Raw genomic sequence first — 24596 nt, 5'->3', positions numbered from 1 at the left:
GAAGCACTGACACGAGAGGCCAGCGATGGACCGCCTGATCTACACCGCGATGACCGGCGCCAAGGGCACCATGGACCAGCAGGCGGCGGTCGCGCACAACCTTGCCAACGCCACCTCCACCGGCTTTCGCGCCGAGCTGCACAAGCTGCGCGCGGTCGAGGTCCAGACCGGGGCCCTGCCTACCCGCGCCTTCGTGGTCGATGCCAGCGTCGCCAACGACTTCCGTGAAGGGCCGATGCAGTTCTCCGGGCGCCCCTACGATGTCGCCCTCGCGGGCAAGGGCTGGCTGGCGGTGCAGATGCCCGACGGCAGCGAGGCCTACACCCGCAACGGCAGTCTCGAGGTCAGCGCCAACGGCATTTTGCAGACGCGCGACGGCAGGCCGGTGCTGGGCGCTGGCGGACCGATCGGGATTCCGCCCGACAACGAGATCAGCATCGGCGCCGACGGCTCGATCTCCGCCTCGCAGCCCGACCTGCCGGGCGTGGTCAATGTCGTTGCCCAGCTCAAGCTGGTGAACCCGCCCGAAGATCAGCTGCTGCGCGGCGACGACGGCCTGTTCCGCGTGCAGGGCGGGGCACCGGCGCCGGCCGACCCCAATGTGCGGGTGGCCGGGGGCTACCTCGAGGGCAGCAACGTCAACGTGGTCGATCAGATGGTGCAGATGATCTCGCTCGCCCGCCAGTTCGAGATGCAGACCCGCATGCTGAGCACGGCCGATCAGAACGACCGCGCTGCGGCCCAGGTGCTGGCAGCCCGCTGAGGCCCGCCGGCCGATTAGCATGGTTTTTGCGTTGCTTATCTCGGGATGGTCGGTGACAGCGCTCACCTAGACTGATTCCATCGAGAAAAGCCCGGCTGCACATCGCTTGCCGGCAAGAAGGTGCAGCGCGGCGGCAAATCCTGCCGCGGCGGCAACGCAAACCCGAGGATTTCATCATGATCCGCTCATTGTGGACAGCCCGTACCGGCCTCGACGCCCAGCAGACCTCGCTGGACGTGATCTCCAACAACCTGGCCAACGTCTCGACCAATGGCTTCAAGCGCCAGCGGGCGATCTTCGAGGACCTGCTGTACCAGACGATCCGCCAGCCCGGCGCGCAGTCGACCCAGCAGACCCAGATCTCCAGCGGCCTGCAGATCGGCACCGGGGTGAAGCCGGTCGCCACCGAGCGCATCTTCACCCAGGGTACGCTGCAGCAGACCGGCGGCTCGCTCGACATCGCCGTGCAGGGCAATGGCTTCTTCCAGATCGCCATGCCCGACGGCACCACGGCCTACACCCGCGACGGCGCCTTCCAGCTCGACAACCAGGGTAACGTCGTCACTGCCAGCGGCTATCCGCTCGCCGACAACATCAACGTGCCGGCCGACACCCTTACCGTCACCGTGGGCAAGGATGGCACGGTCAGCGTGCTGCAGGCGGGGCAGGTGGCGCCGGTCGAGATCGGCGCCATCCAGCTCGCCACCTTCGTCAATGCCGGCGGCCTGCAGAGTGCGGGCGAGAACCTGTTCTACGAGACCGCCTCCAGCGGCGTCGCCACCCCCAACCAGCCCGGCACCAATGGCGCGGGGGTGCTCAACCAGGGCTATGTCGAGACCTCCAACGTCAATGTCGCCGAAGAACTGGTGAGCATGATCGTCACCCAGCGTGCTTACGAGCTCAATTCGCGCGCCATCTCCACCTCCGACCAGATGCTTGGCCGGCTCACTCAGCTCTGAGAGGGCGTGATGAGACCGATGCAACTGCTCGCCGTCGCCTTGCTCGCGCTGCTGTCGGGCTGCGCCTCGATCTACTCGACGCCGCCCACCGCCGTGCATCAGCCGATGACGGCGCGTCCCGAGGCGCGCACCCAGGCCGGGCCCGCCAATGGCGCGATCTATCGGACGGCGGTGGCGCGGCCCTTGTTCGAGGACCGCCGTGCGCGCCATGTCGGCGACACCATCACCATCAATCTGGTGGAACGCACCACCGCGCAGAAGAGCGCCAATGCGACCGCGGCGCGCAATTCGAGCATCACCGGCGGCATCACCGGTATATCGCGCCTGCCACTGGGGGGGCTCGCCGGGCTCAATGTCGAGGCGGGAGCGGACACCGACTTCTCCGGCGCGGGCGCGGCGGCGGCCAACAACGTGTTCAACGGCACGATCACGGTGACCGTCATCGACGTCTATCCTAATGGCAACCTGCTGGTGTCGGGCGAGAAGATGCTGGCGATCAACCAGGGCAACGAGTTCATCCGTTTCTCCGGGGTGATCAACCCCAACAATGTCACCGCGGCCAATACGGTGCAGTCCACTCAGGTCGCTGATGCGCGCATCGAGTACCGCGGCAGCGGCTTCATCGACGAATCCAGCACCATGGGTTGGCTGCAGCGCTTCTTCGTCGCCATCATGCCCTTCTGAGGAGGCCCGCATGAACGCCCTCGATTCTCTGCTGCTGCGTGCCCTGGTCGCCTTCGTGGCGGCGGGCATCTTCTTCAGCGCTGCGGCCGACGCCGCGCCCGAGCGCATCAAGGACCTCGCGTCGATCGCCGGCGTGCGCGACAACCAACTCGTCGGCTATGGCCTGGTGGTGGGCCTCGACGGCTCGGGCGACCAGACCACGCAGACGCCCTTCACCGTGCAGAGCATCGTCAACATGCTCGGCAACATGGGCGTCACCATGCCGCCCGGCACCAACCTGCAGTTGAAGAACGTCGCCGCGGTCATGGTCACCGCCACGCTGCCGGCGTTCGCACGGCCGGGGCAGGCGATCGACGTCACCGTGTCCTCGATCGGCAACGCCAAGAGCCTGCGCGGCGGCACCCTCGTGATGACGCCGCTCAAGGGCGCTGACGGCCAGGTCTATGCGATCGCCCAGGGCAACATGGCGGTCGGCGGCGCAGGCGCGCAAGGCGGGGGCGCCTCCCAGGTCATCAATCATCTGTCCGCCGGCCGCATTCCCGGTGGGGCGACCGTGGAGCGCGCGGTACCGGCCATGCTCGGCGAGGGTGAGTCAGTGACCTTCGAGCTCAGGGACACGGATTTCGGCACCGCGCGCCGCGTGGTCGACGCCATCAATCTGTCCTATCCGGGCGCGGCGCGGGCGCTGGACGGGCGCAGCATCCAGGTGCGCGCGCCGCTGGACTCGAGCGCGCGCGTGGCCTTCCTCGGCCATCTCGAGAACCTCGAGGTGACGCCGGTGCAGCAGGCCGCCAAGGTGATCGTCAACTCGCGTACCGGCTCGGTGGTGATGAACCAGCGCGTCACGCTGCAGAACGTGGCGGTGGCCCACGGCAACCTGACCGTCACCGTCAGTACGGAGGCCCAGGTCAGCCAGCCCGCGCCTTTCTCCGGCGGGCAGACGGTCGTCACCCAGACCGGCCAGGTCGACATCGCGCAGGACGGCGGCGCGCTGTTCAACGTGCGCGGCGGCACCAATCTTGCCGATGTGGTCAGGGCGCTCAACGCGCTCGGTGCCAAGCCGATGGATCTCGTCAGCATCCTGCAGGCGATGAAGGCCGCCGGCGCGCTGCGCGCCGAACTGGAGGTCATCTGAGGACGCCGCGATGAATGCCGGATTCCAGCTCAACGCCTTTGACCCCAACGCGCTCGGCGACCTCAAGCGCCTGGCGCGCACCGACGGTCAGTCCGACCAGGCCCTGCGTGCCGCGGCCAAACAGTTCGAGGCGCTGCTCCTGCAGATGGTCATGAAGTCGATGCGCGACGCCACGCCGGCCAGCAGCCTGATGGACGGCGAGCAGACCAAGATGTACCAGAGTCTGCTCGACCAGCAGATGGCGCTGAACATGGCACAGTCGCGCGGCACCGGCCTGTCGGAGGTCATCTTCCGCCAGCTCGGCGGCACGTCCGGCCCGGCTGCCGCGATCGACGCCCTCGATGGCGGCGATGACGACAAGCCCGAAGGCTTTGACATTGCCAACGTGATCCGCCGGGCGGCAATTCCTGCCGTCTCGGCACGCGCGGCGGAAAGCGCTGCCGCCCTTGCCGCCCTGCCGCCCGCCTACGGCGTGCCGGGCATGGGCGCGGGGCTGGGTACGGGCGGTTTCGAGGGCGGCTCGATCCTCGAGAAGGCGATCCTCGAGAACAAGCTCAGGGCCGCGGTGCGCAGCGCGCGCGACGCCGGGGACGCGGTGTCGCAGCAGGCGCGGGACTTTGTCAGCGAGGTCTGGCCGCATGCGCTCGAGGCCAGCCGCAAGACGGGCATCCCGCCCCAGTTCATGGTGGCACAGGCCGCACTCGAGACCGGCTGGGGGCAGAAGCAGTTGCGCCATGCCGACGGCACGCCCAGCCACAACCTGTTCAACATCAAGGCCGGCGCGGCGTGGACCGGGCGTACGGTCGATCTTGCCGTGACCGAATACACCAACGGCCGCGCCTACAGTGAACCGTCCCGCTTCCGCGCCTACGGCTCCTACGCCGAGTCCTTCCGCGACTACGCCAACCTGATGATGCGCAGTCCGCGCTACGCCGGCGTGCTCGGCCAGACCGACCCGGCCGGCTTCGCCCGCAGCCTGCAGGACGCCGGCTACGCCACCGACCCGATGTACGCCGACAAGCTCACCCGCATCATCGGCGGCAGCACCTTGCGCGGCGCGCTCGCGCTGGCGGGCTGAAGCCGGCGGGTGTCACCTGGCATGAATCTTGCTAAATTTGCCTGACACTCGCGCACCAGGTACTCATCATGTCGTCCTTGCTCAACATCGGGCTGACCGGTCTCAACGCCTCCCAGGCCTACCTCAACACGACCAGTCACAACATCGCCAACGCGGCGACGCCGGGCTTTCACCGCCAGGGCCTGACGCAGGAGGCGCGCACCCCGACCCTCAGCGCCGGGCTTCTGTTCGGCCAGGGCACCTCGATCACCAGCGTCACGCGCTCCTACAGCCAGTTGCTGGAGAACCAGGTGATGAGCGCCGATAACCGGCGAGCCGAGTTCGCGGTGTACAACCAGTTCATCTCGCAGGTAGACAACCTGCTGGCCGATCCGGACGTGGGGCTCACCCCAGGGATGAACAACTTCTTCGCCGCCATGCAGAGCGTGTCGGCCAACCCCACCAACATCGCCGCGCGCCAGGCCCTGATCTCGTCGGCCGAATCGCTGGTTGCCCGCTTCCAGTCGATCGACGCCCGCATCACCGAGGTGGGGCAGGGGGTCGAGGAGGAGATCACCGCCAACCTCGGCACCATCAACAGCTATGCGGCGGCGATCGCCGAGCTCAACCAGCGCATCATCGTGTCGCAGGCAGCGGGCGGCGGCGCGGCCGCCAACGACCTGCTCGACCAGCGCCAGCAGGCGATTTTCGAGCTCAACACGCTGGTCAAGGTCACGGCACTGCCCCAGCGCGATGGGTCGATGTCGGTCTTCATCGGCTCCGGCCAGGCTCTGGTGATGGGCAACCGCGCCAAGGAGATGGTCAGGACGGAGGAGGTCGACGAGGACGGCCGGCAGATGATCGGCATGCGCGGGGCGGGGGGGGTGGTCACACCGCTCGCCGAGCAACTCATTACCGGCGGCAGCCTGGGCGGTCTGCTCGCCTTTCGGCGGGACGGGCTCGAGGCCGTTCAGGGCAACCTCGGCCTGATCGCCACCACGCTGGCGACGGCGTTCAACAGCCAGCACAAGCTCGGCATGGACCTGAATGGTGTGCTGGGGAAGGACTTCTTCAATCTGGCGCCCGTGTTGGTCCAACCCTCCGCAGCGGCGTCCGTAAGCATCGACGCGCAGCGGCTGGGCGAGCTGACGGGGGCAAGCTACTCGCTGCAGTACGACGCGGTCACGAATGAATACATCCTCACCGACCTTGCAACCGGGAATTCGACCCGACCCGCGCTCGAGACCCTTCCCGACGGGAGCCAGGGACTCCGACAGGACGGACTGATCATCAGTGGGCTGGGCCTGGCGGCGGGCGAACGCGCCTTCATCTACCCGACGCGGTCCGCGGCCGGCAGCATTGGCGTGAGTGCCGACATTGATCCGCGCAGGGTCGCCGCTGCCAATCCGGTTGCCGCCAGTGTCGTGTCGCCGACCGGCTCCTCGTTCGGGATCACGCTGAATCCGCTGGGCAGCACCACCGGGATGTCTGTTGCTGTTCCTCCAGCGATCACGCCCACAGGTGAGGTGAACTTCGGCGCTTCTGCGATAACCCTCACCGAGAACGCCGGCGTGTTCACGCTGGCCCCGCCAGCCGGCTACAGCCTTGCGCCTGCGACCTACACGCCCTCGACGGACAGCGGCCGTGCGGAGTTCACGCTGACCGGCCCCAACAATTTCAGCGTGACATTCAAGTTGTCCGGCGTTCCTGTCGTAGACCCCGTTGTTGGTAGTGACAGCATCCAGTTGAGCCCGAATGCGGGCGGCGTCGCCGACAATCGCAACGCCGTCCTGCTTGGCGCGCTGCAGACCGAGAAACTGCTGTACGCGGCGGGCCCGACGGGCGGCAGCATGCAGGCCACCGCGACGCTCAATAACGCCTATGCTCAACTTGTCAGCAAGGTCGGCAACAAGACGCGCGAGGCGCAGTCGGGCGAGCGCACGCAGAACTCGCTGTTCGAGCAGGCGCGGGCGGCGCGCGATTCCGTGTCGGGGGTGAACCTCGACGAGGAGGCGGCGAACCTGGTGCGCTACCAGCAGACTTACCAGGCCGCAGGGCGGGTGATGTCGGTGGCGCAGCGCTTGTTCGACGAATTGCTGTCGATCGCCCGTTGAAGCAGGAGTCCATGATGCGTGTATCGACCAGCATGATCTACGACCAGGGCGTGAGCGCCCTGCAGCGCCAGTCGGCAGCACTGCTGTACACCGGGCAGCAGATCGCTACTGGACGCAAGATTCTCACCCCGGCGGATGATCCGATCGCCTCCGCACGCGCGCTCGATGTCACCCAATCGCGCAGCGTCAACCAGCAGTTCATCACCAACCAGGGCTATGCCGAAGATGCGCTGACGCTGGTCGAAGGCCAGCTCGTCGGCGCAGGCGAGATCATCCAGTACGCGCGCGAGCGCGTGCTCGCGGCCGGCAACCCCGCGCTGTCGCAGAGCGACCGGCAGTCGATCGCCACCGACCTGCGTGCCCAGTTCGACGCCATGCTGGCGATTGCCAACACCCGTGACGCGAACGGCGACTATCTCTTTGCCGGCTTCAAGTCGAACACGTCTCCGTTTGCAAAACTGACCGCCGATCCCACCAACCCGGCCGCCTTCGACTCGGTCCGCTACGACGGTGATCAGGGCACGCGCACCATGCAGGTCTCGTCCTCGCGGCTGATGCCGGTCAGTTTTGGCGGTACGCAGGTCTTCGGTTCGGAGAATGGCGGCGTGTTCGCTGCGCTGGGCGAGTTCATCAACGCGCTCGAGCGCGGCAGCAACCTCGGCCCTGCCGTCGGCGATGCGCTCGACAAGCTCGATGCCAGCCTCGACCAGGTGCTGACGGTGCGTGCCCAGATCGGCTCGCAACTCGTCGAGGTCGAGCAGCTCGGCTTCATCGGCAGTGACCTCGACCTGCAGTACGCCACCACGCTGTCGAACCTGCAGGACCTCGATTTCAACGAGGCCATCTCGCGCCTGACCCAGCAGCAGACCTTCCTGCAGGCCGCGCAGCAATCCTTTCTGCGCATCACCGGGTTGTCGCTGTTCAACTACCTGAGCTGACCGTGATGCGCGCCACCCGAACCCTCGTGACTGCGCTGCTGGCCGCGGCGCTTGCCAGCGCTGCCGCGGGTTGCGCCAGCGGGCGCGGCGACGCCGGGCAGGCGGGCGCCGAATCGATGAGTCTGACCGGTCCGGTCGCCGGGGCGATCGGCCTCGCCCTGATGGCGAGCGAACTCGATCTGTTCGAGCCCGAATACATCGCCGGGGCGCTGGTGGCGTTTGCGATCTACGATCCGCTGGCGCCCACCTGGCGTATCGACGTCACTGACGTCGGCGGCGATCGCCTGCGTATGGATCTGCGCATGAAGGCGCTTGCCACCGGGGGCGAGGGCGAGGCGCGACAAGTGTTCCTGCGCAATGCGCGCCAGGTGGTCGAGCGCGGCGGCTTTGCCGGCTTCGATGTGCTGCGCTTCGAGGAAGGCGTCGAATCGACGCGCCCCTTTGCCCGCCGCTATGCCAGCGGCGAGATCCGCCTGGTGCGCTCGGGGATCTTCCCGGAGCTTTGACTGGGCTATTCGGCGCTCGCGGCCGGCAGCGGCGCCAGCGCATCGAGCAGCAGGCCGATGCTGTCGAAGCCGCGCTCGAAGAGGCCCTGCAACACCGGGCCGAAGTTGCTCATGATCAGCAGCACGCCGATGAAGCCCGCCGTCAGCGTGACCGGAAAGCCCACGGCAAACAGGTTGAGCTGCGGTGCGGCGCGGGTCAGCACGCCGAGCGCGATGTTGGCTACCAGCAGCACCGCGATCACCGGCATCGACAGCACCAGCCCGGCGGCAAACACCGTGACGCCGGCACGCGCGATGTAAGCCCAGCCCAGCGCGCTGACCGGCTCCAGCCCCACCGGCAGCCATTCGAAGCTGCGCACCAGCAGCTCGATCATCAGCAGATGGCCGTTGATGGCCAGAAAGAGCAGGGTGGCGAGCAGGTTCAGGAAGTCCGACAGCACCGCCGTCTGGCCGCCAGCGTCGGGGTCGAAGAAGATCGCGAAGGACAGGCCCATCTGCATGCCGATCAGCGAGCCCGCCATGTCCACCGCAGCAAACACGATGCGCATCATGAAGCCGATGGCGATGCCGATGAAGATCTGCTGCGCGAAGATCGCCAGGCCCAGCCCGGAGCCGGGCGCCACCTGAGGCATCGGCGGCATCACCGGCAGCACGGCGATGGCGACGCCGAGGCCGATCGCCAGCCGCACCCGCACCGACACGCCGCGGTTGGCGAACACCGGCGCCGACGAGAACAGGCCGAGCAGGCGTCCGAGCGGAAACATCAGCGCCGCGAGCCAGGTGTCGAGCTGGGTGGCAGTGACGTTGAGCATGGGGGCAGCGGGGCGCGCCGACCGCGCGCTAACCGATCATCGCCGGGATCGACTCGATCAGCCGGCGCATGAAGTCGGTGAGCAGGGTCAGCATCCACGGTCCGGCCAGCACCAGGGTGACGAAGATCGCCACCAGCTTCGGTACGAAGGAGAGCGTCATCTCGTTGATCTGGGTGGCGGCCTGGAAGATGCTGATGATGAGGCCAGTGGCCAGCGCGGCGATGAACAGCGGCGCCGACACCATCAGCGTGACTTCGACGGCCTGGCGGCCGAGTTCGATGACGGCGGTGGGAGTCATGCGGTTTCTCCTTGAGCGCGCCGGTCAGACCGCGAAGCTCTGCACCAGCGAGCCGACGAGCAGGGTCCAGCCGTCGACCAGCACGAACAGCATGATCTTGAACGGCAGCGACACGATCACCGGCGACATCATCATCATGCCCATGGACATCAGCACCGAGGCCACGACCATGTCGATGATGATGAAGGGGATGAAGACGATGAAGCCGATCTGGAAGGCGGTCTTCAGTTCGGAGGTGACGAAGGCTGGGATGATCACCCGCATCGGCAGCTGGTCGGCCGAGTCTACCGGCTCGACGCGTGCCAGCCCGGCAAAGAGCTCGAGGTCGGGCGCACGCACCTGCGCCAGCATGAAGGTCCTGACCGGCACCGCGGCGCGCTCGAGCGCCTCATCGAACTGGATCTCGCCCTGCGACATGGGCAGATAGGCGTCCTGATACACGCGCTCGGCGACCGGCGCCATGATGAAGAAGGTGAGGAACAGCGCCAGCCCGAGCAGCACCTGGTTGGGGGGCGCCGTCTGCGTGCCCAAGGCCTGACGTAGCAGCGAGAACACGATGATGATGCGGGTGAAGCTGGTCATCATCAGCACCATTGCCGGGATGAAGCTCAACAGCGTCATCAGCAGCAGCGTCTGGATGGTCAGGCTGTAGGTCGTGCCGCCGCCGGGCGTCTCGGTGGTGGTCAGGGCGGGCAGGGCCTGGGCCGCCGCCAGCATGGGCAGCGTGATGAGGAGTAGCGCGACGCCCTGGCGCACGACCTTGGCCGCGCCGGGGCGGGTTGTCGCTGCGCCGCCACGGCCGGGACGACAGGGGGCCTGGCGGGCATCAGCGCGCATCGCGGCGCTCCATCGCCTGCTTGAGCCAGCCGGAGAAAGCCTTGCCAGCGGGAGCCTTGCCGCCCGGCGCCGCTGCGCCCGGGTGCTCCGCAGCCAGCGGCAGCTCGCTGCGCTGCATCTCGTGCAGCTTGCTGACGCTGCCCGGTGCGACGCCCAACACCAGCACCTGTTCGCCGAGCTCGACCAGCACCACCCGCTCGCGCGGGCCGACCGCGGCCGCGCCCAGCACCTTGATCGCCGCGCCGCCGCCGCGCGGTGCGCTCAGGCGGCGGATCAGCCACAGGCAGGCGAACAGCAGGCCGATGACGACCGCCAGCCCGAACAGCATCTGCGCCACGCTGCCGCCCAGATCGGGCGCGGCCGTGGGCGCGCTCGCCGGCGCCTGGGCGACGGCGAGCGGGGCCTGGGCCAGAAGCAGCAGGAGGGCGGCGCGCAGCGAAGGCATCGGGTGGCTCAGTTGCGGATCTTTCGCATGCGCTCGGCCGGGGTGATGATGTCGGTCAGGCGGATGCCGAACTTGTCATTGACCACCACCACCTCGCCCTGCGCGATCAGGGTGCCGTTGACCAGCACGTCCATCGGCTCGCCGGCCAGGCCGTCGAGCTCGACCACCGAGCCGTGGGCGAGCTGCAGCAGGTTGCGGATCGACAGCTTCGTGCGCCCCAGCTCCACGGTGATCTGTACCGGGATGTCGAGGATCATGTCGAAGTCGTTGAGCGAGCCGGGCCTGGCGCCGGCGGCGCCGAAGTCCTCGAACAGCTGGCTCGCCGGGCGCGCCTGGTAGGGCGAGTCGCCCATCGCCGCGGCGGCGAGCTCGGCGGCGACGCGGTCGGCGTCGGCATCGCCGAGCCCGGCCTCGCTCGAGGCCTGCTCCTGCATGGCGGCGGCCCAGTCGTCGTCGGTAATCTGGTTTTCGTCAGCCATTATGGCCTCCCGGAAGCGTGGCGGATTCCGGTTCCTCCGGGCCGAGGAAGCGTTCCACCTTGATTGCGTAGTGGCCGTTCTTGGTGCCCTGGCGGCACTCGAAGACCGGCACGCCGTCGACCTCGGCCTGCAGCAACTCTGGCACCGCAAGCGGGATCACGTCGCCTACCTGCATGTCGACGATGTCGCGCAGCGTGACCCTCGCGGTGCCGAGGTTGCAGGCGAGCTCGACCTCGGCGGTCTGCAACTGGCGCGACAGCAGCTTGATCCAGCGCCGATCCGAGGTCAGATGGTCGCTCTGCATGGTCGAATACAACAGGTCGCGGATCGGCTCCAGCATCGAGTACGGGAAGCAGATGTGCATGTCGGCCTGCGCGCCGCCGAGCTCGAGCGAGAAGCTGGTGGCGACGACGATCTCGGACGGCGTGGCGATGTTGGCGAATTGCGAGTTCATCTCCGAGCGCACGTATTCGAGCTGCAGCTTGAACACCGGCGCCCAGGCCTTGGCGTATTCGGCGAACACCACCTCGAGCATGCCCTGGATGATGCGCTGCTCGGTCGGGGTGAAGTCGCGGCCCTCGACCCGGGTGTGAAAGCGCCCGTCACCGCCGAACATGTTGTCCACCACCAGGAACACGAGGTTGGGGTCGAACACCACCAGGCCGGTGCCGCGCAGGGGCTTGCCGATCACCAGGTTGAGGTTGGTCGGCACCACCAGGTTGCGCACGAACTCGGCATATTTCTGCACCTTGATCGGCCCCACCGAGACTTCGGCGTTGCGGTGCATGTAGTTGAACAGGCCGATGCGCAGGTAGCGGGCGAAGCGCTCGTTGATGAGCTCCATGGTGGGCATGCGCCCACGCACGATGCGCTCCTGGGTGGCCAGGTTGTAGGGCCGGATGCCCTCGGTGCTGGCCTCGTCAGCAATCGGTTCGTCCGACTCCCCGGTGACGCCGCGGAGCAGGGCGTCAACTTCTTCCTGGGAGAGAAAATCCGCGGCCATGGCGGCGTCCTGTCACTGGATGATGAAGGAGCTGAACAGCACGGCCTGCACCGGGCCGTTGGGGATCGGTCGGCCCGCCGCGTCGCGCAGCGGCTGGAATCCGAGCGCCTCATTGACCTGCTGCGTGATCGTGGCTGCCAAATCCTCGCGCCCTTCGGTGCTGGCGAGCTCGGAAGGCAGCTTGCTCGACAGCAACAGGTTGATGCGATGGCGGATCTCGGGCATGAAGGCCTTCAGGCTTTCTGCCATCTTGGGGTCGGCCACCCGCAGCACGGCGACGACTTGCAGATAGTGGTCACCCTCGTCGCGGCGCAGGTTGACGGTGAACGGATCGAGCGGCACGAAGGTGGGCGGCTTGGTGAGGTCCACCGCTGACTGCATCTGCATGGCTCCGCCCGGGGCGGCCGCCGCGCTGTCTTCGGCCGCCTTGTCCTTGCCGCCCTTGAGCAGCAGCAAGGCGGCGATCCCGCCACCGATCACGATCAGCACCAGGACCAGCACGATCACGATGATCAGCAGCAGCTTGCTCTTCTTCTTCGGGGCGTCCCCGCCGTCTTCCGGTCTTGCCGGCGCCTTGGCCATGCGAATCTCCTGTCTTACGGATTGAATTATCCGCGATGATCGCATGCGCCCAAGCAAGAATAAGTGGGGCAGAGCCGCCCCTATTCAGGCCCTTCAGGCGAAGGTGTCGACCATCCCGTCATGTTGTCTGATCCAGCCGCTGGCGGTGCCGCTGCCGCCGGCGATGCCGCCTTCACTGCCGGCATTGCCAACCGCATCGCTGCGGCCGCGCCCGGCCGTGCCGCCGTCCTCGCGCGCGCCCTGGTCGGAGGTGCTGACATTGGCCTCGCCCAGGCTGATCCCCGCCTGCTGCAGGATCTCGCGCAGCTGCGGCATCGCGCGCTCGAGCGCATCGCGCGCGGCCTGGCTGGAGGCGACGAACTGCGCCGTCGTCTGGTCGCCATTGAGGTTGATCGACACCTCGAGCTTGCCCAGGTTCGGCGGGGTCAGCACCAGCTCGGCCTTGCTCTCGGCGCGGCCCAGCATCCACCGCACCTGGTTGCCCACATCCTCCGCCCAGGCCTGCTGCCCGGCCGGCGTCTGCACCGGCAACTGGGGCGTCGCCGGCTGGGTGGCGGGGGCGTGGCGCAGCAGGTGCATGGGCGCGTGTGTGCTGAGGAAGGCATTCGGCTGCTGCGTCCCCGCTGCGCCGGCCTCGCCGGCCACCGCCTTGAGGGCCTGCGCCGCGGCCATGCCCTTGTCCGCGAGCACGCCGGCCGCGAGCGCCCGTCCCTGGACCAGGAAGGCCGGGCTGCGGTCCGCACCCCCGGCCGATGTCTCTGCTTTAGCCAGGAAGGCGGAATTCGGGAGGCTGCGGGCATCCTGCGGGTCCTTGCGCCCGCCGGTGGTGGCGGTCAGGGTCGGCGCCGTCTCGCCCCCCTCGGTCCCGGCCTGCTTGGTGCCTGCCATCAGTGCGGCAAGCGCTGCCGGCAGACCGGCAAGCGCTGCCGCCTCGGGCGCATCAAGGACCGTTTCTGCCGCTTGCAGGACGAGCGTCTCCGCGTCGGGCACCCCAGTGCCGACGCCGCTCGCCGAATTGCCGGCCGCTGCGGCGGCGGCTTCGCCCTGTGCCGTCGTCGCGTCCGGGCGCTGGTCCGCTGGCGAGGATGCGTCCGTCTTGTTCTCGGCGGTGCTGCCATCCGCGGCCTTTTGATCGGGCTGCGTGCTTGTCCCGGCTGGCTTGTCCGTCGCGCCATCTTGGGTGGTGCGGGCCTCGGTGCTGCGCCCGGGTTCGCGCGCTGGTTCTGCAGGCCTCTGGGCAGGCGTCTGCGAAGCGGGGGTAGGGCGGCTGGGCTCGGGTTCACGCTCGGCGGGCCTCGCCGGCGCTTGCTCGGGGGGACGGACAGGGGTGTTCATCTGCCGCTGCAAGGTCTGCGAGAAGCTGTCGGCGTGGGCGCCGAGTCCCGGGATGCCGAGCAGCGCGGACGAAGCTGAAGGCGCTGAAAGGTGCTGGCTGAAGCTGTGCGCGAGGCTGGTGGGCGATAGCGGAGCAGTCATGTTGGCTGGCCTCTCGTTGGCTGGATGCGATGGATCGCGGACGACCCGACAGTCAGCGATAAGCAAGGTGCATGCCAAACTGCTGCGAATGTCACTCTTCCGTGCCCGGCGTGCGGCGGGCAGCGTGCTCGTCGGACTGCTTCTGCTCCTGACGTGCCTGCTGGCGGTTGACTGCGGACTGGTGCCGTTGCGACAGGGTGTCGAAGGCCTTCAGCTTGGTGCGCTGGGCGAGCCAGGCCTGCTGCCCCTCGGCCGTCCTGGTGCGCGACTGCTCGACGACCTTGCGCTGCGCGCCGATGGCGTCGTCGAGCTTGCCGATGAAGGCGCTGTAGTTGCGCCAGGCGTCGGGGGTGAGGCCATCGCGCGCCGCCTGCACGAAGCGCTCGTGGTACTCGTGCCGATAGTCTTCGAGCAGCTTGAGCTTCTGCTCGAGATCGCGCTCGGCCGCCACCAGCTCACCGAGCTTGCGCGCGGCATCGTCGGTGCGTGTCTGGGCGAGATCGAGCAGGGGCTGGAGATGAAAGCGGGCGGTCATTGGAGCCGGTGGGCGCTGCCGTAACAATCGCAGTTGAATAGGGTGACGGGTGTGACGGGCCGGATTCTAGCGCGTTCGCCCGCTGTTGACCGCGGTCATTTGTCATGGTCGGTGCGCAGCTGGCGATCCGGCCCGGCGTGCCTCAGGAGAAAACCTCGGCGAGCTTGTGCAGCGCGCCTTCGTAGTTCTCGTGCTCGTTGATGCCTTGTTGCAGGAAGGCTTCGAGGCGCGGATAGAGCCGCACCGCGGTATCGAGCACAGGGTCGCCGCCGGCCTGGTAGGCACCCACCGCGATCAGGTCGCGTGAGCGCTGGTAACGCGAGAAGAACTGCTTGAACTGGCGCACCACGCTGAAGTGGTCGTCCCCCACCAGGCCGTGCATGGCACGCGAGATCGATTGCTCGATGTCGATCGCCGGGTAATGACCCTGGTCCGCGAGGTTGCGCGACAGCACGAAGTGGCCGTCGAGGATGGCGCGCGCCGCGTCGGCGATCGGGTCCTGCTGGTCGTCGCCTTCGGCGAGCACGGTGTAGAACGCCGTGATCGAGCCGCCGCCTTCGGGTCCGTTGCCGGCCCGCTCGACCAGCGCCGGCAGGCGGGCGAACACGCTCGGCGGGTAGCCGCGGGTGACCGGGGGCTCGCCGATCGCCAGCGCGATCTCGCGCTGCGCCATCGCATAGCGCGTCAGCGAGTCCATGATCAGCAGCACCTGGCGGCCCTGATCGCGGAAGTACTCGGCCACCGTGGTGGCATAGGCCGCGCCTTGCATGCGCATCAAGGGGCTGGTGTCGGCCGGTGCGGCGACCACCACCGAGCGCGCCAGACCTTCGGCGCCCAGGCTTTGCTCGATGAATTCCTTGACCTCGCGACCACGCTCGCCGATCAGGCCGACGACGATGACCTCGGCCTCGGTGTAGCGCGCCATCATGCCGATCAGCACCGACTTACCCACCCCCGAGCCGGCGAACAGGCCGAGGCGCTGGCCGCGGCCGACGGTGAGCAGGGCGTTGATCGCGCGAATGCCGACGTCGAGCGGCTGCGCAATCGGCGCCCGCGCCAGCGGGTTGATCGGCCGCCCCTGCAGCGAGCGCGTCTCCTGCGTGGTGAGTGGCCCCTGGTTGTCCAGCGGGCGGCCGGCGCCATCGACCACGCGGCCGAGCAGGGCGTCGCCCACCGGCAGGTGCTTGGCGCGGTCGGCCGCGCGCCGGCGCGGGCCGATGCGCTTGCCCGGCACCAGGCGCGGCACGCCCACCTCCATCGGTAGCACGCGCGCGCCCGGGGCGAGGCCGAAGACGTCGTCGGTCGGCATCATGTAGAGCTTGTCGCCGTTGAAACCCACCACCTCGGCCTCGACCGCACCGCCGCCCGGCACCAGGATGCGGCAGCCCGAGCCGAGCGGCAGCTTGATGCCGGCGGCCTCCATGACGAGGCCGTTGATGCGGGTGAGGCGGCCCGAGATCTCGAGCGGGCTGCTGCTCTCGACCAGGCGGCGACCGTCGGCGAGGAAGTCGCGCCACAGCGTAGCGTGCGGGTTCATGACGGCAGCGCCCCGGCTTCATCCGGCGGCGGGTTCCACTTCGCGCGATCATGGCCGATCGACTCCAGCACCCGCCGCCAGCGTGTCTCGAGCGTGGCGTCCACCTGGGCGCCGACGCCATCGATGCGACAGTCGCCGCGCTGCAGGCGGGCATCCTCCTGCAGGCGGTGGCCGGCGTGGGCGAGCTGGTCGCCGAGGTGCTCGCGCACCAGCGCGAGGTCGTCGGGATGGAGCTGGATGTGGGCGTGGCCCTGCGGCAACTGCAGCAGGGCGCTGCGCACGGTGTCCAGGATGCTCTCCGGGTGCTCCGCGAGCGTCTGTCGCACTATGCGCCGTGCCATCTCGATCGCCAGCGCCATCAGCTCCTCGGCGATCTCGCCGTCGAGCTGGCTCAGCGCCTGTTCCAGGCCGTCGGCCAGCGCGGCGAGGCGGGCAGCCTCGTCCTCGGCGCGGGCCTTGCCCTCGGCATAGCCCTGGGCACGGCCGGCCTCCAGGCCTTCGGCGTAGCCTTCGCGCCGCCCCTCTTCCAGGCCGGTAGCGCGGATCTCCTCATGCAGGCGCTCGAGTTCATCGGCGGTCGGCAGGTGGAAGTCGGCCGGCAGCGAGAGGCCGTCGGCCGCCGCCGCCACAGGGGCCGGCTCGACGGCCGGCGGCGCGGGCGGCGCCGGCGGCGGGCGCGTGCTCTTGCGCGGGCCGGCTTCGTCGTCGAAGTCGGCCGGCTCCCAGCGTCGGTAGGCGCCGACCGCCTGGTGGCGCGAAATGCTCATCGCGGGCTCCGGGCGTCAGCGGGGCGAGCAGTGGCGGGCAGGGGCCGGTCACACGAAACCATCGTCGCCGCCCTTGCCGCCGAGCATCACCTGGCCTTCCTCGGCCAGGCGGCGGACGATCTTGAGGATCTCCTTCTGCTCGGCCTCGACCTCGGACAGGCGGACCGGACCGCGCGCCTCGAGATCCTCGCGCAGCATCTCGGCGGCGCGCGTGGACATGTTCCTGAAGATCTTCTCGCGCAATTCGGGCGGCGCGCCTTTCAAGGCGATGATCAGCGAGTCGGACTGCACCTCGCGCAGGATGGTCTGGATGCCGCGGTCGTCGATGTCGAGCAGGTTCTCGAACACGAACATCTCGTCGAGGATCTTCTGCGCCAGCTCGGGATCGTATTCGCGCACGTTGTCGATCACCGCAGTCTCGTGCGTCGAGCCAACGAAGTTGAGGATCTCGGCGGCGTGGCGCACCCCGCCCATCGCCGCCTTCTTGACCGAGGACGCCCCCGACAGCATGCGGGTGAGCGCGTCGTTGAGCTCCTTCAGCGCCGTCGGCTGCACGCCGTCGAGGGTGGCGATGCGCAGCACCACGTCGTTGCGCAGGCGGTCGTTGAAGTGCTTGAGGATCTCGCCCGCCTGGTCGTATTCGAGGTGTACGAGGATGGTGGCGATGATCTGAGGGTGCTCGTTCTTGATCAGGTCGGCGGCGGTGGCGGCGTCCATCCACTTCAGGCTCTCGATGCCCGCCGTGTCCGAGCCGCTCAACATGCGCGACAGCAGATGACCGGCGCGCTCGTCGCCCAAGGCCTTGGTCAGCATCTCGCGCAACTGGTCCTCGTCGGGCTGGATCAGCGCACCCTTGCCGAAGTGTTCCATCATCTCGATCAGCACCGGCTCCACCGCGCCGCGAGCCTGCGGCGACATGGTCGCCATCTTCATGCTGAGCTTCTGCACCTCGCGCGGGCCGAGCTGCTTGAGCACGCCGGCGGCCTCGTTGGGCCCCAGGGTCAGCAGCAGCAGGGCGGCCTTCTCCAGGCCCTGGTCGGGTGTCGTCACTTGCGGGCCTCCTCATTCACGCCCATCCAGTCCTTGATCAGGCTGGCCACCATCTTCGGATCATTGCGCGCCAGGGTGCGCGCACGCTCGAGCCGCTCTTCGAAGCTTTCCGCCTCGCCGGCGCCGGACAGGGTGACGCGCACCCCTTCCTCGCCTTCTTCGCCTTCCTCGAGCGCCTCGCCCTCGGCGGGCACTTCCTTCGGCGGGAAGGCGGTGCGCAGCAACGGGCGGATCACGCCGAAGTAGGCGAACAGCACCACCAGCAGCACCAGCAGCCAGTTCAGGCCTTCCTTGCCCAGTGCGAGCGCCTCGGGATCCTTCCACAGCGGCGGCTGCGGCTCGGCGGCCTCGACCGCGAAGGCGCTGTTGGCGACGTTGATCGTGTCGCCGCGATCGGCGTTATAGCCTACCGCTTCGCGCACCAGATTGGTAATGCGCGCGATCTCGTCTTCGGTGAGCGCCTCGGTGCTGGGCGTGCCGTCGGCGCCGATGATGCTGCGGTTGTTGAGCACCACCGCCACCGACAGGCGGCGCACCTGACCGATCGCCTGCTTGACGTGCTGGATGTTGCGATCGAGCTCGTAGTTGAGCACCGCGCTGCGATTGCCGGCGAAGAGCCCGGTCTGGCCGTTGGCACCCGGCCCGCCCACCTGCGGCGTGGTGATCGGCGCGGTCGCGGGCACCGGCGGCTGGTTGGTGAGCGCGCCCGGCACGCCCTGGGCGCCGGGGGCCGGGTTGAGCACCTCGTTGGTCTGCTGGCTGCGGATCGCCTGCTCGGGCGAGGGGTTGGGCTTGTAGGTCTCGGCGGTCTGCTCGACCTGGTTGAAATCCACATCGGCCGCCACCTGGGCGCGGAAGTTGTCCTTGCCGACCAGCGGCACGAGGATGTTCTCGATGCGCTGGATGAAACCTTCCTCGAGCGCCTTCACGTAGTTGAGCTGGGTGGGGTCGAGCCCGGCGCGCAGCAGGGGGTCGGAACGCGAGGTCAGCAGTTCGCCGGTCTGGCTGACGATGCTGACGCCCGCTGCCGTCATGCGCGGCACGCTGGACGACACCAGATGCACGATGCCGGCGACCTGGTTGGCGTCGAGGATGCGCCCGGGGCGCAGGTTCACCATCACCGACGCGGTGGGGCGCTGGTCGTCGCGCAGGAAGGCGGTCTGCTTGGGCATCGCCAGATGCACGCGGGCGCTCGCCACCGCGTCGATCGCCTGCACGGTGCGCGACAGCTCGCCCTCGAGTGCGCGCTGGTAATTGACCTGCTCATTGAACTGCGAGATGCCCAGTTTCTGCCCGTCCATCAGTTCGAAGCCGGCCAGCCCGCCCTTGGGCAGACCCTCGGCCGCCAGGCGCAGGCGGGTCTCATGCACCTGCGCCTGCGGCACCAGGATCGCGCTGCCGTTGGCCGACATGCGGTAAGGCACGTTCTGCTGCTGCAGCGCAGCGATGATCTGGCCGCCATCGCGCTCGTCCAGGTTGGAGAACAGCACCGCATAGTCGGGCGCGCGGTTCCACAGCAGCACGCCGACGAGCAAGGCGATCGCCAGCGCCACGCCTGCGGCGGCGGCAATCTTCTGGCGCTGGGTGAGCGCGTTGAGGTTCTGCAGGCCCTGCTGCAGCCGCGATTCGGGGGCGGCTGCGCTGGCGCTGGCCCCGGATGCGAGTTCGGCGGTGTTGTCTGCTGCGGCCATGGTGGCGGTCCTGTTGCGTACGCTTTGACGGATGGAAGGCATTGTCGGCCCGCGTGCGCAAGCCCGATGGGATGAAAAGCGGCATTTTTTGCCGCCTGTTTGCCGGCTACCATAGCGGGGTCCGCAACTACAGTGCCTAGCGTGAAAACGGAAACCGATCCCGGCACGGCTGCCCCATCCCCGGAAAGTGCGCCCGCGCAGGCGGCGCCGCTCGACGCCGCCCAGCTTGCCGAGGCCTTCGCGCTGTTCAGTCGCGCCTCCGAGGAGCTGTCCACCGCCTACAACGCGCTGCAGGGCCAGGTCGGCCAGCTCACCGAGCGCCTGGCGGTGCTGATGGGCGCGTTGCCGGCGGGCGTGCTGGTGGTCGATCACCAGGGCCGGGTGGTGCAGGCCAACCTCGCCGCCGAGCGCCTGTTCGGTGCCGGACTGGCGGGCCGGGCCTGGGCCGAGCTGGCCGCCGTGCTGCAGGGCACCGAGACGCCGGGCGAGTTCGCGCTCGCCGTGGCCGCGGGGGAGGGCGCCGAGCAGGCGCGCCGCGTGGCGGTCTCGGAGTCCGCCCTCGAAGCCGGCGACGAGCGCATCCTGCTGGTGCACGACATCACCGACACCTACCGCATGCGCCTGACCGCCGAGCGCAACGAGCGCCTCGCGGCCATGGGCGAGATGGTGGCCGGGCTCGCCCATCAGCTGCGCACGCCGCTGGCGGCCGCGCTGCTCTACACCGGCAACCTGCGCCAGCCCGAGCTCGATCCGCTGCAGCGCGTCAGCGTGGCCGAACGCGCGCTCGAGCGCCTGCGCTACCTCGAGCGCCTGATCCGCGACATGCTGCTGTTCGCGCGTGGCGACAGCGCCGGTCGCCAGCGCTTCAGGGTGTGCGAGCTGGTGGCCGAACTCGCCCACACGCTCGAGCCCCTGGCGCGCGCCCGCCAGGTCGCCTTCGGCACCGTGTGCAGCTGCGATGCGCTCGAGCTGGTGGGCGACCGCAAGGCGCTCGGTGGCGCGCTGACCAACCTGCTCGAGAACGCCATCCAGGCCTGTGAGGCGGGCGGCCGGGTGGCGTGCGAGGTGGCGCCGCTCGCTGCGGCTGAAAGCGGCATCGGCCTTGCGGCGGTGCGCTTCGCAGTGCGCGACAGCGGCCGCGGGATCGCCCCCGACGTGCAGGCGCGCCTGTTCGAACCCTTCTTCACCACCCGCGCTGAAGGCACCGGCCTCGGTCTGGCCATTGCGCGCGGTGTGGCGCGCGCACACGGCGGCGACATCGCGCTGCGTTCGGCGCCGGGCGAGGGCGCCGAGTTCATGCTCACGCTGCCCCTGCCTGCGGCCTGCGCGCCCGCGGCCGGCGCGCTCAACGGAAACCCCAGTCCATGATCGACACGCTCAACATCCTGGTCGTCGAGGACGACGCCGCGCTGCGCGATGCGGTCTGCTTCACCCTCGAGATGGCGCACCACGGCGTCACCGGCGTCGATGGCGGCCCCGCGGCGCTGGCCGCGCTCGAGCGCCAGAGCTTCAACCTGGTCGTGACCGACCTGCGCATGCAGCCGATGGACGGCCTGCAATTGCTGCACGAGGTGCGCGCGCGCTACCCGCAGCTCCCGGTGCTGCTGATGACCGCCTACGGCGACGTCGACAAGGCCGTGGCGGCGATGCGCGGCGGCGCCTGCGACTTCCTGATGAAGCCCTTCGAGCCCGAGCTGCTGCTCGAGCACGTGCGCCGCTACGCCGCCGTGCCGCCCGCGGCCGAAGACACCATCGCCGAGGACCCGCACACCCGCAACCTGCTCGCGCTCGCCGCGCGCGTGGCCGAGACCGACGCCACCGTGATGTTGTCGGGCGAGTCGGGCACCGGCAAGGAGGTCTTTGCGCGCTACATCCACACCCATTCCGCACGCGCCAGGGGGCCGTTCATCGCCATCAACTGCGCCGCCATCCCCGAGAACCTGCTCGAGGCGACGCTGTTCGGCTATGAGAAGGGGGCCTTCACGGGCGCCCAGAGTGCCCAGCCGGGCAAGTTCGAGCAGGCCCAGGGCGGCACCATCCTGCTCGACGAGATCTCCGAGATGCCGCTCGGCCTGCAGGCCAAGCTGCTGCGCGTGCTGCAGGAGCGCGAGGTCGAGCGCGTCGGCGGCAAGAAGCCGGTGGCGCTCGACATCCGCGTGCTCGCCACCAGCAACCGCGACATGCTGCACGAGGTGGCCGCCGGCCGCTTTCGCGAGGATCTGTACTACCGCCTCAACGTCTTCCCGATCGCCATTCCCGCGCTACGCGAGCGTCCGGGCGACATCCTGCCGCTGGCGCGCCACTTCCTCGCCCGCCACGCCGCACGCCTGCAGCGCCAGGTCCGCTTCGCCCCGGAGACCGAGGCCCTGCTGCCGCGCTACACCTGGCCGGGCAATGTGCGCGAGCTGGAAAACACCATGCACCGCGTGCTGATCCTGACCCAGGGCGACACCGTCACCGCCCAGACCCTGCGCCTGTGCCTGCCGCAATGGAATCCGGAGCTGTCGCCGACCACCCTCGCGCCGCCTGCGTCCGCCCCGCCTGCGGGCAGGGCGGCGGGTAGCGTGGCGCCGCCGGGGGCGGCAATGTTTGCCGCCGAAGCGGCAGGTCTTGCCGCCTCGCCGGCGCCAGGCCGGCCCTCGCACGCCTTCGCGGCCGCCGCGCCACCGCCCGAGCAGCCTGCGCGCCCGGCCAACATGAAGGACCTCGAGCGCGAACACATCCTCGCCACGCTGCGCGAGTTCGGCGGCTCGCGCAAGAAGGCCGTTGAAAAGCTGGGCATTTCCGAGCGCACGTTGCGCTACAAGCTGCAGCAGTACCGTGACGAGGGTTACGAGGTCTGATCCGGGCCGCCGCCGTCCGCGTGCTGGGCAGGCGGTGGCATGCCGTTTGCTCTGCTACACTCACATCACCGCATACCCTGAAGCCGGGGGACAAGCATGGATACCCGTGGAATCGACCAGATGCTGAGCGAACTGCGCTCGGTGTCGCAAGCCGCCCAAGGCAAGGCCGTGTCTCCGGCTTCGCCCAGCGACGCGGCCGCGGGCGGTGTCAACTTCGCCGACGTGCTCAATAACGCCCTCAAGGACGTCAGCGCCGCACAGGGCGAGGCACGCGCGATGGCGCAGAATTTCTCCGCCGGCGACCCCAACGTCAACCTGCAGGACGTCATGGTCAACCTGCAAAAGGCCAGCCTGTCCTTCCAGCAGATGGTGCAGGTGCGCAACCGGCTGGTCACGGCGTATCAGGACATCATGAACATGCCGGTCTGATCCCGGCTCGATGCTGCAACGGTGCCCAGGGCCTCAGATCCCGCCCTTTTCCCTCGCGTTGCGCTCGCGCTCGGTGTTGAAGATGTAGCGCTGGATGCGCGCTTCGGCGTTGCCCGGCAGGTCCACGAACTGCAGGCCGAGGCGCAGCAGTTCGGTGCCGTTGCGTTGCGGCTGGGGGGTGATGTTGCGCACCTCGAGCGTCAGCGCCAGCGGGTCGGTGTCGGGCAGGCGCAGGCGGCAGTCTTCGAGCTTGTCGCCGATCACGAACGCCGCCACGCCGGGCGGCACCACGGTGGCGATGCCGCCGGCGCTGATGTCGATCACCCGGCTGTCCATCTGCACCGGCTCACGTGCGGCATCGTGCGCCTTCAGGCTGACCCCCACTTCGTGCTTGAGCGGCACCTGCAGGCGGTAGGATTCGCGCCGCTGCAGGCGCAGCAACTGCTCGGGCAAGGGCGCGCGCAGGGCAGGGCGGCCGTCCTCGCTGACCTCGGCGAGGCCGTGCAGGGAAAACTGGATGCGGATGCGCTGCAACTGGGTGATGCACAACAGGCGGTCGGCCATCAGCGCACGCCGGTTCGCGGCAGGGTCGGGGCTCACGTCGAGCAACACGGTGTCGTCGTCGAGCCTGATCAGCGCGGTGACGAAGGACTGGCCGCCGCCGCTGTGCGCGGCGATCAGGCAATGCTCGTCGATCAAGGCCTGCAGCAATTGCGCAATCTGGCGCCTGCCGTGAAGCATGTATCTTTCCAGCCCGCCGTCGCGGTCGGTATCAAGCAGCCTTGCCGTGCTCAGGTCTTCCATCGTGTGCGGGGCGTGTCGGAGTGCGTATGGGGCTCGGGGTGGTCGCGTGGCTGCGGGGCGCCGGGGCAGGGTCAGAGCTGGCCGCGTTCGCGCGCGCTGCGCTCGCGCTCGACCCTCAGGATGTAGCGCTGGATCGCGTCCTCCGCGCCGCGCGGCAGGTCGAGGAACTCGCAGCCGGCGCGCAGCATCTCGATGCCGTTGCGGGTGGTGATGCGGAACAGGTTGCGTACCACCAGGCGGGCGGACATGGGGGCGACATCGGGCAACTTCAGCGTGCAGTGGTCGAACTCGGTGCCCTGCTCGAAGCGCACGCCGGTGGGCGGCACCGCAATCGCCACCCCGCCGCCGCTGATGTCAAGAATGCGCAGCTCGGTCTCGCGCTCGCTGCCGTCGGCCTGGGGCAAGCGCACGGCGCAGCTCACGGGGTGGGTGACGGGCGTCTGCAGGCGATAGAAGTCGCGCCGCTGCAGGCGCAACAGCTCGGTCGGCAGCGGCACCCGAAAGCCGGGCATGCCGTCGTCCATGACGAAGCGCTGGCTCTGGAGCAGGAACTCGATGCGCACACGGTCGAGCTGGGTGACGCAGTCGAGCGTCTCGGCGCGTGCGATGCGCTCGTTCTGCTGCGGGTCGGCACTGCCGTCGAGCAGCAGCTCGGTGCCGGCCTCGTCCACCTCGACCAGGGTGCTGAGCACCGACTCGTTGCCCGGTACCAGGCGCGCGCTCACCAGCGCGCGGGCGGCGATGAGGTTCCTGAGGATGGCGTGGATCTCGCGCGCGTCGCGCAGCAGATACTTGGCCTCGTCTTCAGCGTGGATGAGTTCGACGCGGGTGTGTTCGTGTTCGATCGACATG

General features: G+C 68.8%; 26 protein-coding genes. 11 read left to right on the top strand and 15 right to left on the bottom strand.

What is annotated here, in order from left to right; translation table 11 throughout:
- Positions 1-25 precede the first annotated feature (25 nt).
- From flgF to ACMV5O_RS13480, 8 genes are all read left to right on the top strand, one after another.
- On the top strand, positions 26-763 hold the full coding sequence (gene flgF, locus ACMV5O_RS13515) for a flagellar basal-body rod protein FlgF (RefSeq protein WP_416163944.1): 738 nt from the start codon (positions 26-28) through the stop codon (positions 761-763).
- Positions 764-939: 176 nt separating this feature from the next.
- Positions 940-1722, top strand: a complete 783-nt coding sequence (gene flgG / locus ACMV5O_RS13510; protein ID WP_416163943.1) for a flagellar basal-body rod protein FlgG — start codon at positions 940-942, stop codon at positions 1720-1722.
- 18 nt (positions 1723-1740) lie between these two features.
- Entirely contained in the window at positions 1741-2406 is a 666-nt protein-coding gene (locus ACMV5O_RS13505) for a flagellar basal body L-ring protein FlgH (protein WP_416164028.1), read from the top strand.
- Between the two features lie 10 nt (positions 2407-2416).
- Positions 2417-3541, top strand: coding sequence for a flagellar basal body P-ring protein FlgI (locus tag ACMV5O_RS13500; protein ID WP_416163942.1), 1125 nt, complete (start codon positions 2417-2419; stop codon positions 3539-3541).
- Between the two features lie 10 nt (positions 3542-3551).
- A complete protein-coding gene (gene flgJ, locus ACMV5O_RS13495) occupies positions 3552-4619 on the top strand; it encodes a flagellar assembly peptidoglycan hydrolase FlgJ (RefSeq protein WP_416163941.1) in 1068 nt (355 codons plus the stop codon).
- Positions 4620-4687: 68 nt separating this feature from the next.
- Positions 4688-6712, top strand: coding sequence for a flagellar hook-associated protein FlgK (gene flgK, locus ACMV5O_RS13490; protein ID WP_416163940.1), 2025 nt, complete (start codon positions 4688-4690; stop codon positions 6710-6712).
- A gap of 11 nt (positions 6713-6723) precedes the next feature.
- A complete protein-coding gene (flgL, locus tag ACMV5O_RS13485; protein ID WP_416163939.1) occupies positions 6724-7650 on the top strand; it encodes a flagellar hook-associated protein FlgL in 927 nt (308 codons plus the stop codon).
- A gap of 5 nt (positions 7651-7655) precedes the next feature.
- Positions 7656-8156, top strand: coding sequence for a hypothetical protein (locus tag ACMV5O_RS13480; protein ID WP_416163938.1), 501 nt, complete (start codon positions 7656-7658; stop codon positions 8154-8156).
- A gap of 5 nt (positions 8157-8161) precedes the next feature.
- On the opposite strand, the gene fliR is transcribed toward ACMV5O_RS13480, so the two are convergent.
- The 13 genes from fliR to fliF form a co-directional block, all read right to left on the bottom strand.
- Positions 8162-8968: a flagellar biosynthetic protein FliR gene (fliR, locus tag ACMV5O_RS13475; protein WP_416163937.1), complete on the bottom strand. Its 807-nt coding sequence runs from the start codon at positions 8966-8968 to the stop codon at positions 8162-8164.
- 28 nt (positions 8969-8996) lie between these two features.
- On the bottom strand, positions 8997-9266 hold the full coding sequence (gene fliQ, locus ACMV5O_RS13470; protein WP_416163936.1) for a flagellar biosynthesis protein FliQ: 270 nt from the start codon (positions 9264-9266) through the stop codon (positions 8997-8999).
- Between the two features lie 24 nt (positions 9267-9290).
- Positions 9291-10103, bottom strand: coding sequence for a flagellar type III secretion system pore protein FliP (gene fliP, locus ACMV5O_RS13465; protein ID WP_416163935.1), 813 nt, complete (start codon positions 10101-10103; stop codon positions 9291-9293).
- A complete protein-coding gene (gene fliO / locus ACMV5O_RS13460; protein ID WP_416163934.1) occupies positions 10093-10548 on the bottom strand; it encodes a flagellar biosynthetic protein FliO in 456 nt (151 codons plus the stop codon). The genes fliP and fliO overlap by 11 nt, the downstream gene beginning before the upstream one ends.
- A gap of 8 nt (positions 10549-10556) precedes the next feature.
- On the bottom strand, positions 10557-11027 hold the full coding sequence (gene fliN / locus ACMV5O_RS13455) for a flagellar motor switch protein FliN (RefSeq protein ID WP_416163933.1): 471 nt from the start codon (positions 11025-11027) through the stop codon (positions 10557-10559).
- Complete coding sequence (gene fliM / locus ACMV5O_RS13450; protein WP_416163932.1) at positions 11020-12030, bottom strand: flagellar motor switch protein FliM; 1011 nt, start codon at positions 12028-12030, stop codon at positions 11020-11022. Before fliM ends, fliN begins: the two co-directional genes overlap by 8 nt.
- 12 nt (positions 12031-12042) lie before the next feature.
- Positions 12043-12612: a flagellar basal body-associated FliL family protein gene (locus ACMV5O_RS13445; RefSeq protein WP_416163931.1), complete on the bottom strand. Its 570-nt coding sequence runs from the start codon at positions 12610-12612 to the stop codon at positions 12043-12045.
- A gap of 93 nt (positions 12613-12705) precedes the next feature.
- Positions 12706-14088: a flagellar hook-length control protein FliK gene (locus tag ACMV5O_RS13440; RefSeq protein ID WP_416163930.1), complete on the bottom strand. Its 1383-nt coding sequence runs from the start codon at positions 14086-14088 to the stop codon at positions 12706-12708.
- Positions 14089-14179: 91 nt separating this feature from the next.
- Entirely contained in the window at positions 14180-14623 is a 444-nt protein-coding gene (fliJ, locus tag ACMV5O_RS13435) for a flagellar export protein FliJ (RefSeq protein ID WP_416163929.1), read from the bottom strand.
- A gap of 142 nt (positions 14624-14765) precedes the next feature.
- Complete coding sequence (gene fliI / locus ACMV5O_RS13430; protein WP_416163928.1) at positions 14766-16160, bottom strand: flagellar protein export ATPase FliI; 1395 nt, start codon at positions 16158-16160, stop codon at positions 14766-14768.
- Positions 16157-16927 carry a flagellar assembly protein FliH gene (locus ACMV5O_RS13425; protein WP_416163927.1) on the bottom strand — a complete coding sequence of 257 codons (771 nt, stop codon included), beginning with the start codon at positions 16925-16927 and terminating at the stop codon, positions 16157-16159. The genes fliI and ACMV5O_RS13425 overlap by 4 nt, the downstream gene beginning before the upstream one ends.
- 48 nt (positions 16928-16975) lie before the next feature.
- A complete protein-coding gene (gene fliG, locus ACMV5O_RS13420; RefSeq protein ID WP_416163926.1) occupies positions 16976-17977 on the bottom strand; it encodes a flagellar motor switch protein FliG in 1002 nt (333 codons plus the stop codon).
- A complete protein-coding gene (fliF, locus tag ACMV5O_RS13415) occupies positions 17974-19668 on the bottom strand; it encodes a flagellar basal-body MS-ring/collar protein FliF (RefSeq protein WP_416163925.1) in 1695 nt (564 codons plus the stop codon). The genes fliG and fliF overlap by 4 nt, the downstream gene beginning before the upstream one ends.
- Positions 19669-19809: 141 nt before the next feature.
- Between fliF and ACMV5O_RS13410 the strand changes: the two genes are divergently transcribed.
- The 3 genes from ACMV5O_RS13410 (at position 19810) to fliE (ending at position 22940) form a co-directional block, all read left to right on the top strand.
- Complete coding sequence (locus ACMV5O_RS13410; protein ID WP_416163924.1) at positions 19810-21036, top strand: sensor histidine kinase; 1227 nt, start codon at positions 19810-19812, stop codon at positions 21034-21036.
- Positions 21033-22511, top strand: a complete 1479-nt coding sequence (locus ACMV5O_RS13405; RefSeq protein WP_416163923.1) for a sigma-54-dependent transcriptional regulator — start codon at positions 21033-21035, stop codon at positions 22509-22511. Before ACMV5O_RS13410 ends, ACMV5O_RS13405 begins: the two co-directional genes overlap by 4 nt.
- A gap of 96 nt (positions 22512-22607) precedes the next feature.
- Positions 22608-22940 (top strand): flagellar hook-basal body complex protein FliE, encoded by a 333-nt coding sequence (gene fliE / locus ACMV5O_RS13400; protein ID WP_324537365.1) that lies wholly within the window; start codon positions 22608-22610, stop codon positions 22938-22940.
- A gap of 33 nt (positions 22941-22973) precedes the next feature.
- Here fliE and ACMV5O_RS13395 read toward each other — a convergent pair whose 3' ends face one another.
- Together ACMV5O_RS13395 and ACMV5O_RS13390 are read right to left on the bottom strand one after the other, a co-directional pair.
- Positions 22974-23744 carry a flagellar brake protein gene (locus ACMV5O_RS13395; protein WP_416163922.1) on the bottom strand — a complete coding sequence of 257 codons (771 nt, stop codon included), beginning with the start codon at positions 23742-23744 and terminating at the stop codon, positions 22974-22976.
- Positions 23745-23815: 71 nt separating this feature from the next.
- Positions 23816-24595: a flagellar brake protein gene (locus ACMV5O_RS13390; protein ID WP_416163921.1), complete on the bottom strand. Its 780-nt coding sequence runs from the start codon at positions 24593-24595 to the stop codon at positions 23816-23818.
- Between the last annotated feature and the right edge of the window lies 1 nt (position 24596).

Source organism: Thauera sp. WH-1 (genome assembly GCF_047806685.1).
Lineage (GTDB): Bacteria > Pseudomonadota > Gammaproteobacteria > Burkholderiales > Rhodocyclaceae > Thauera.
Note: the sequence above shows the minus strand (reverse complement) of the source record. Positions and strands in the feature narration are given on the sequence as shown.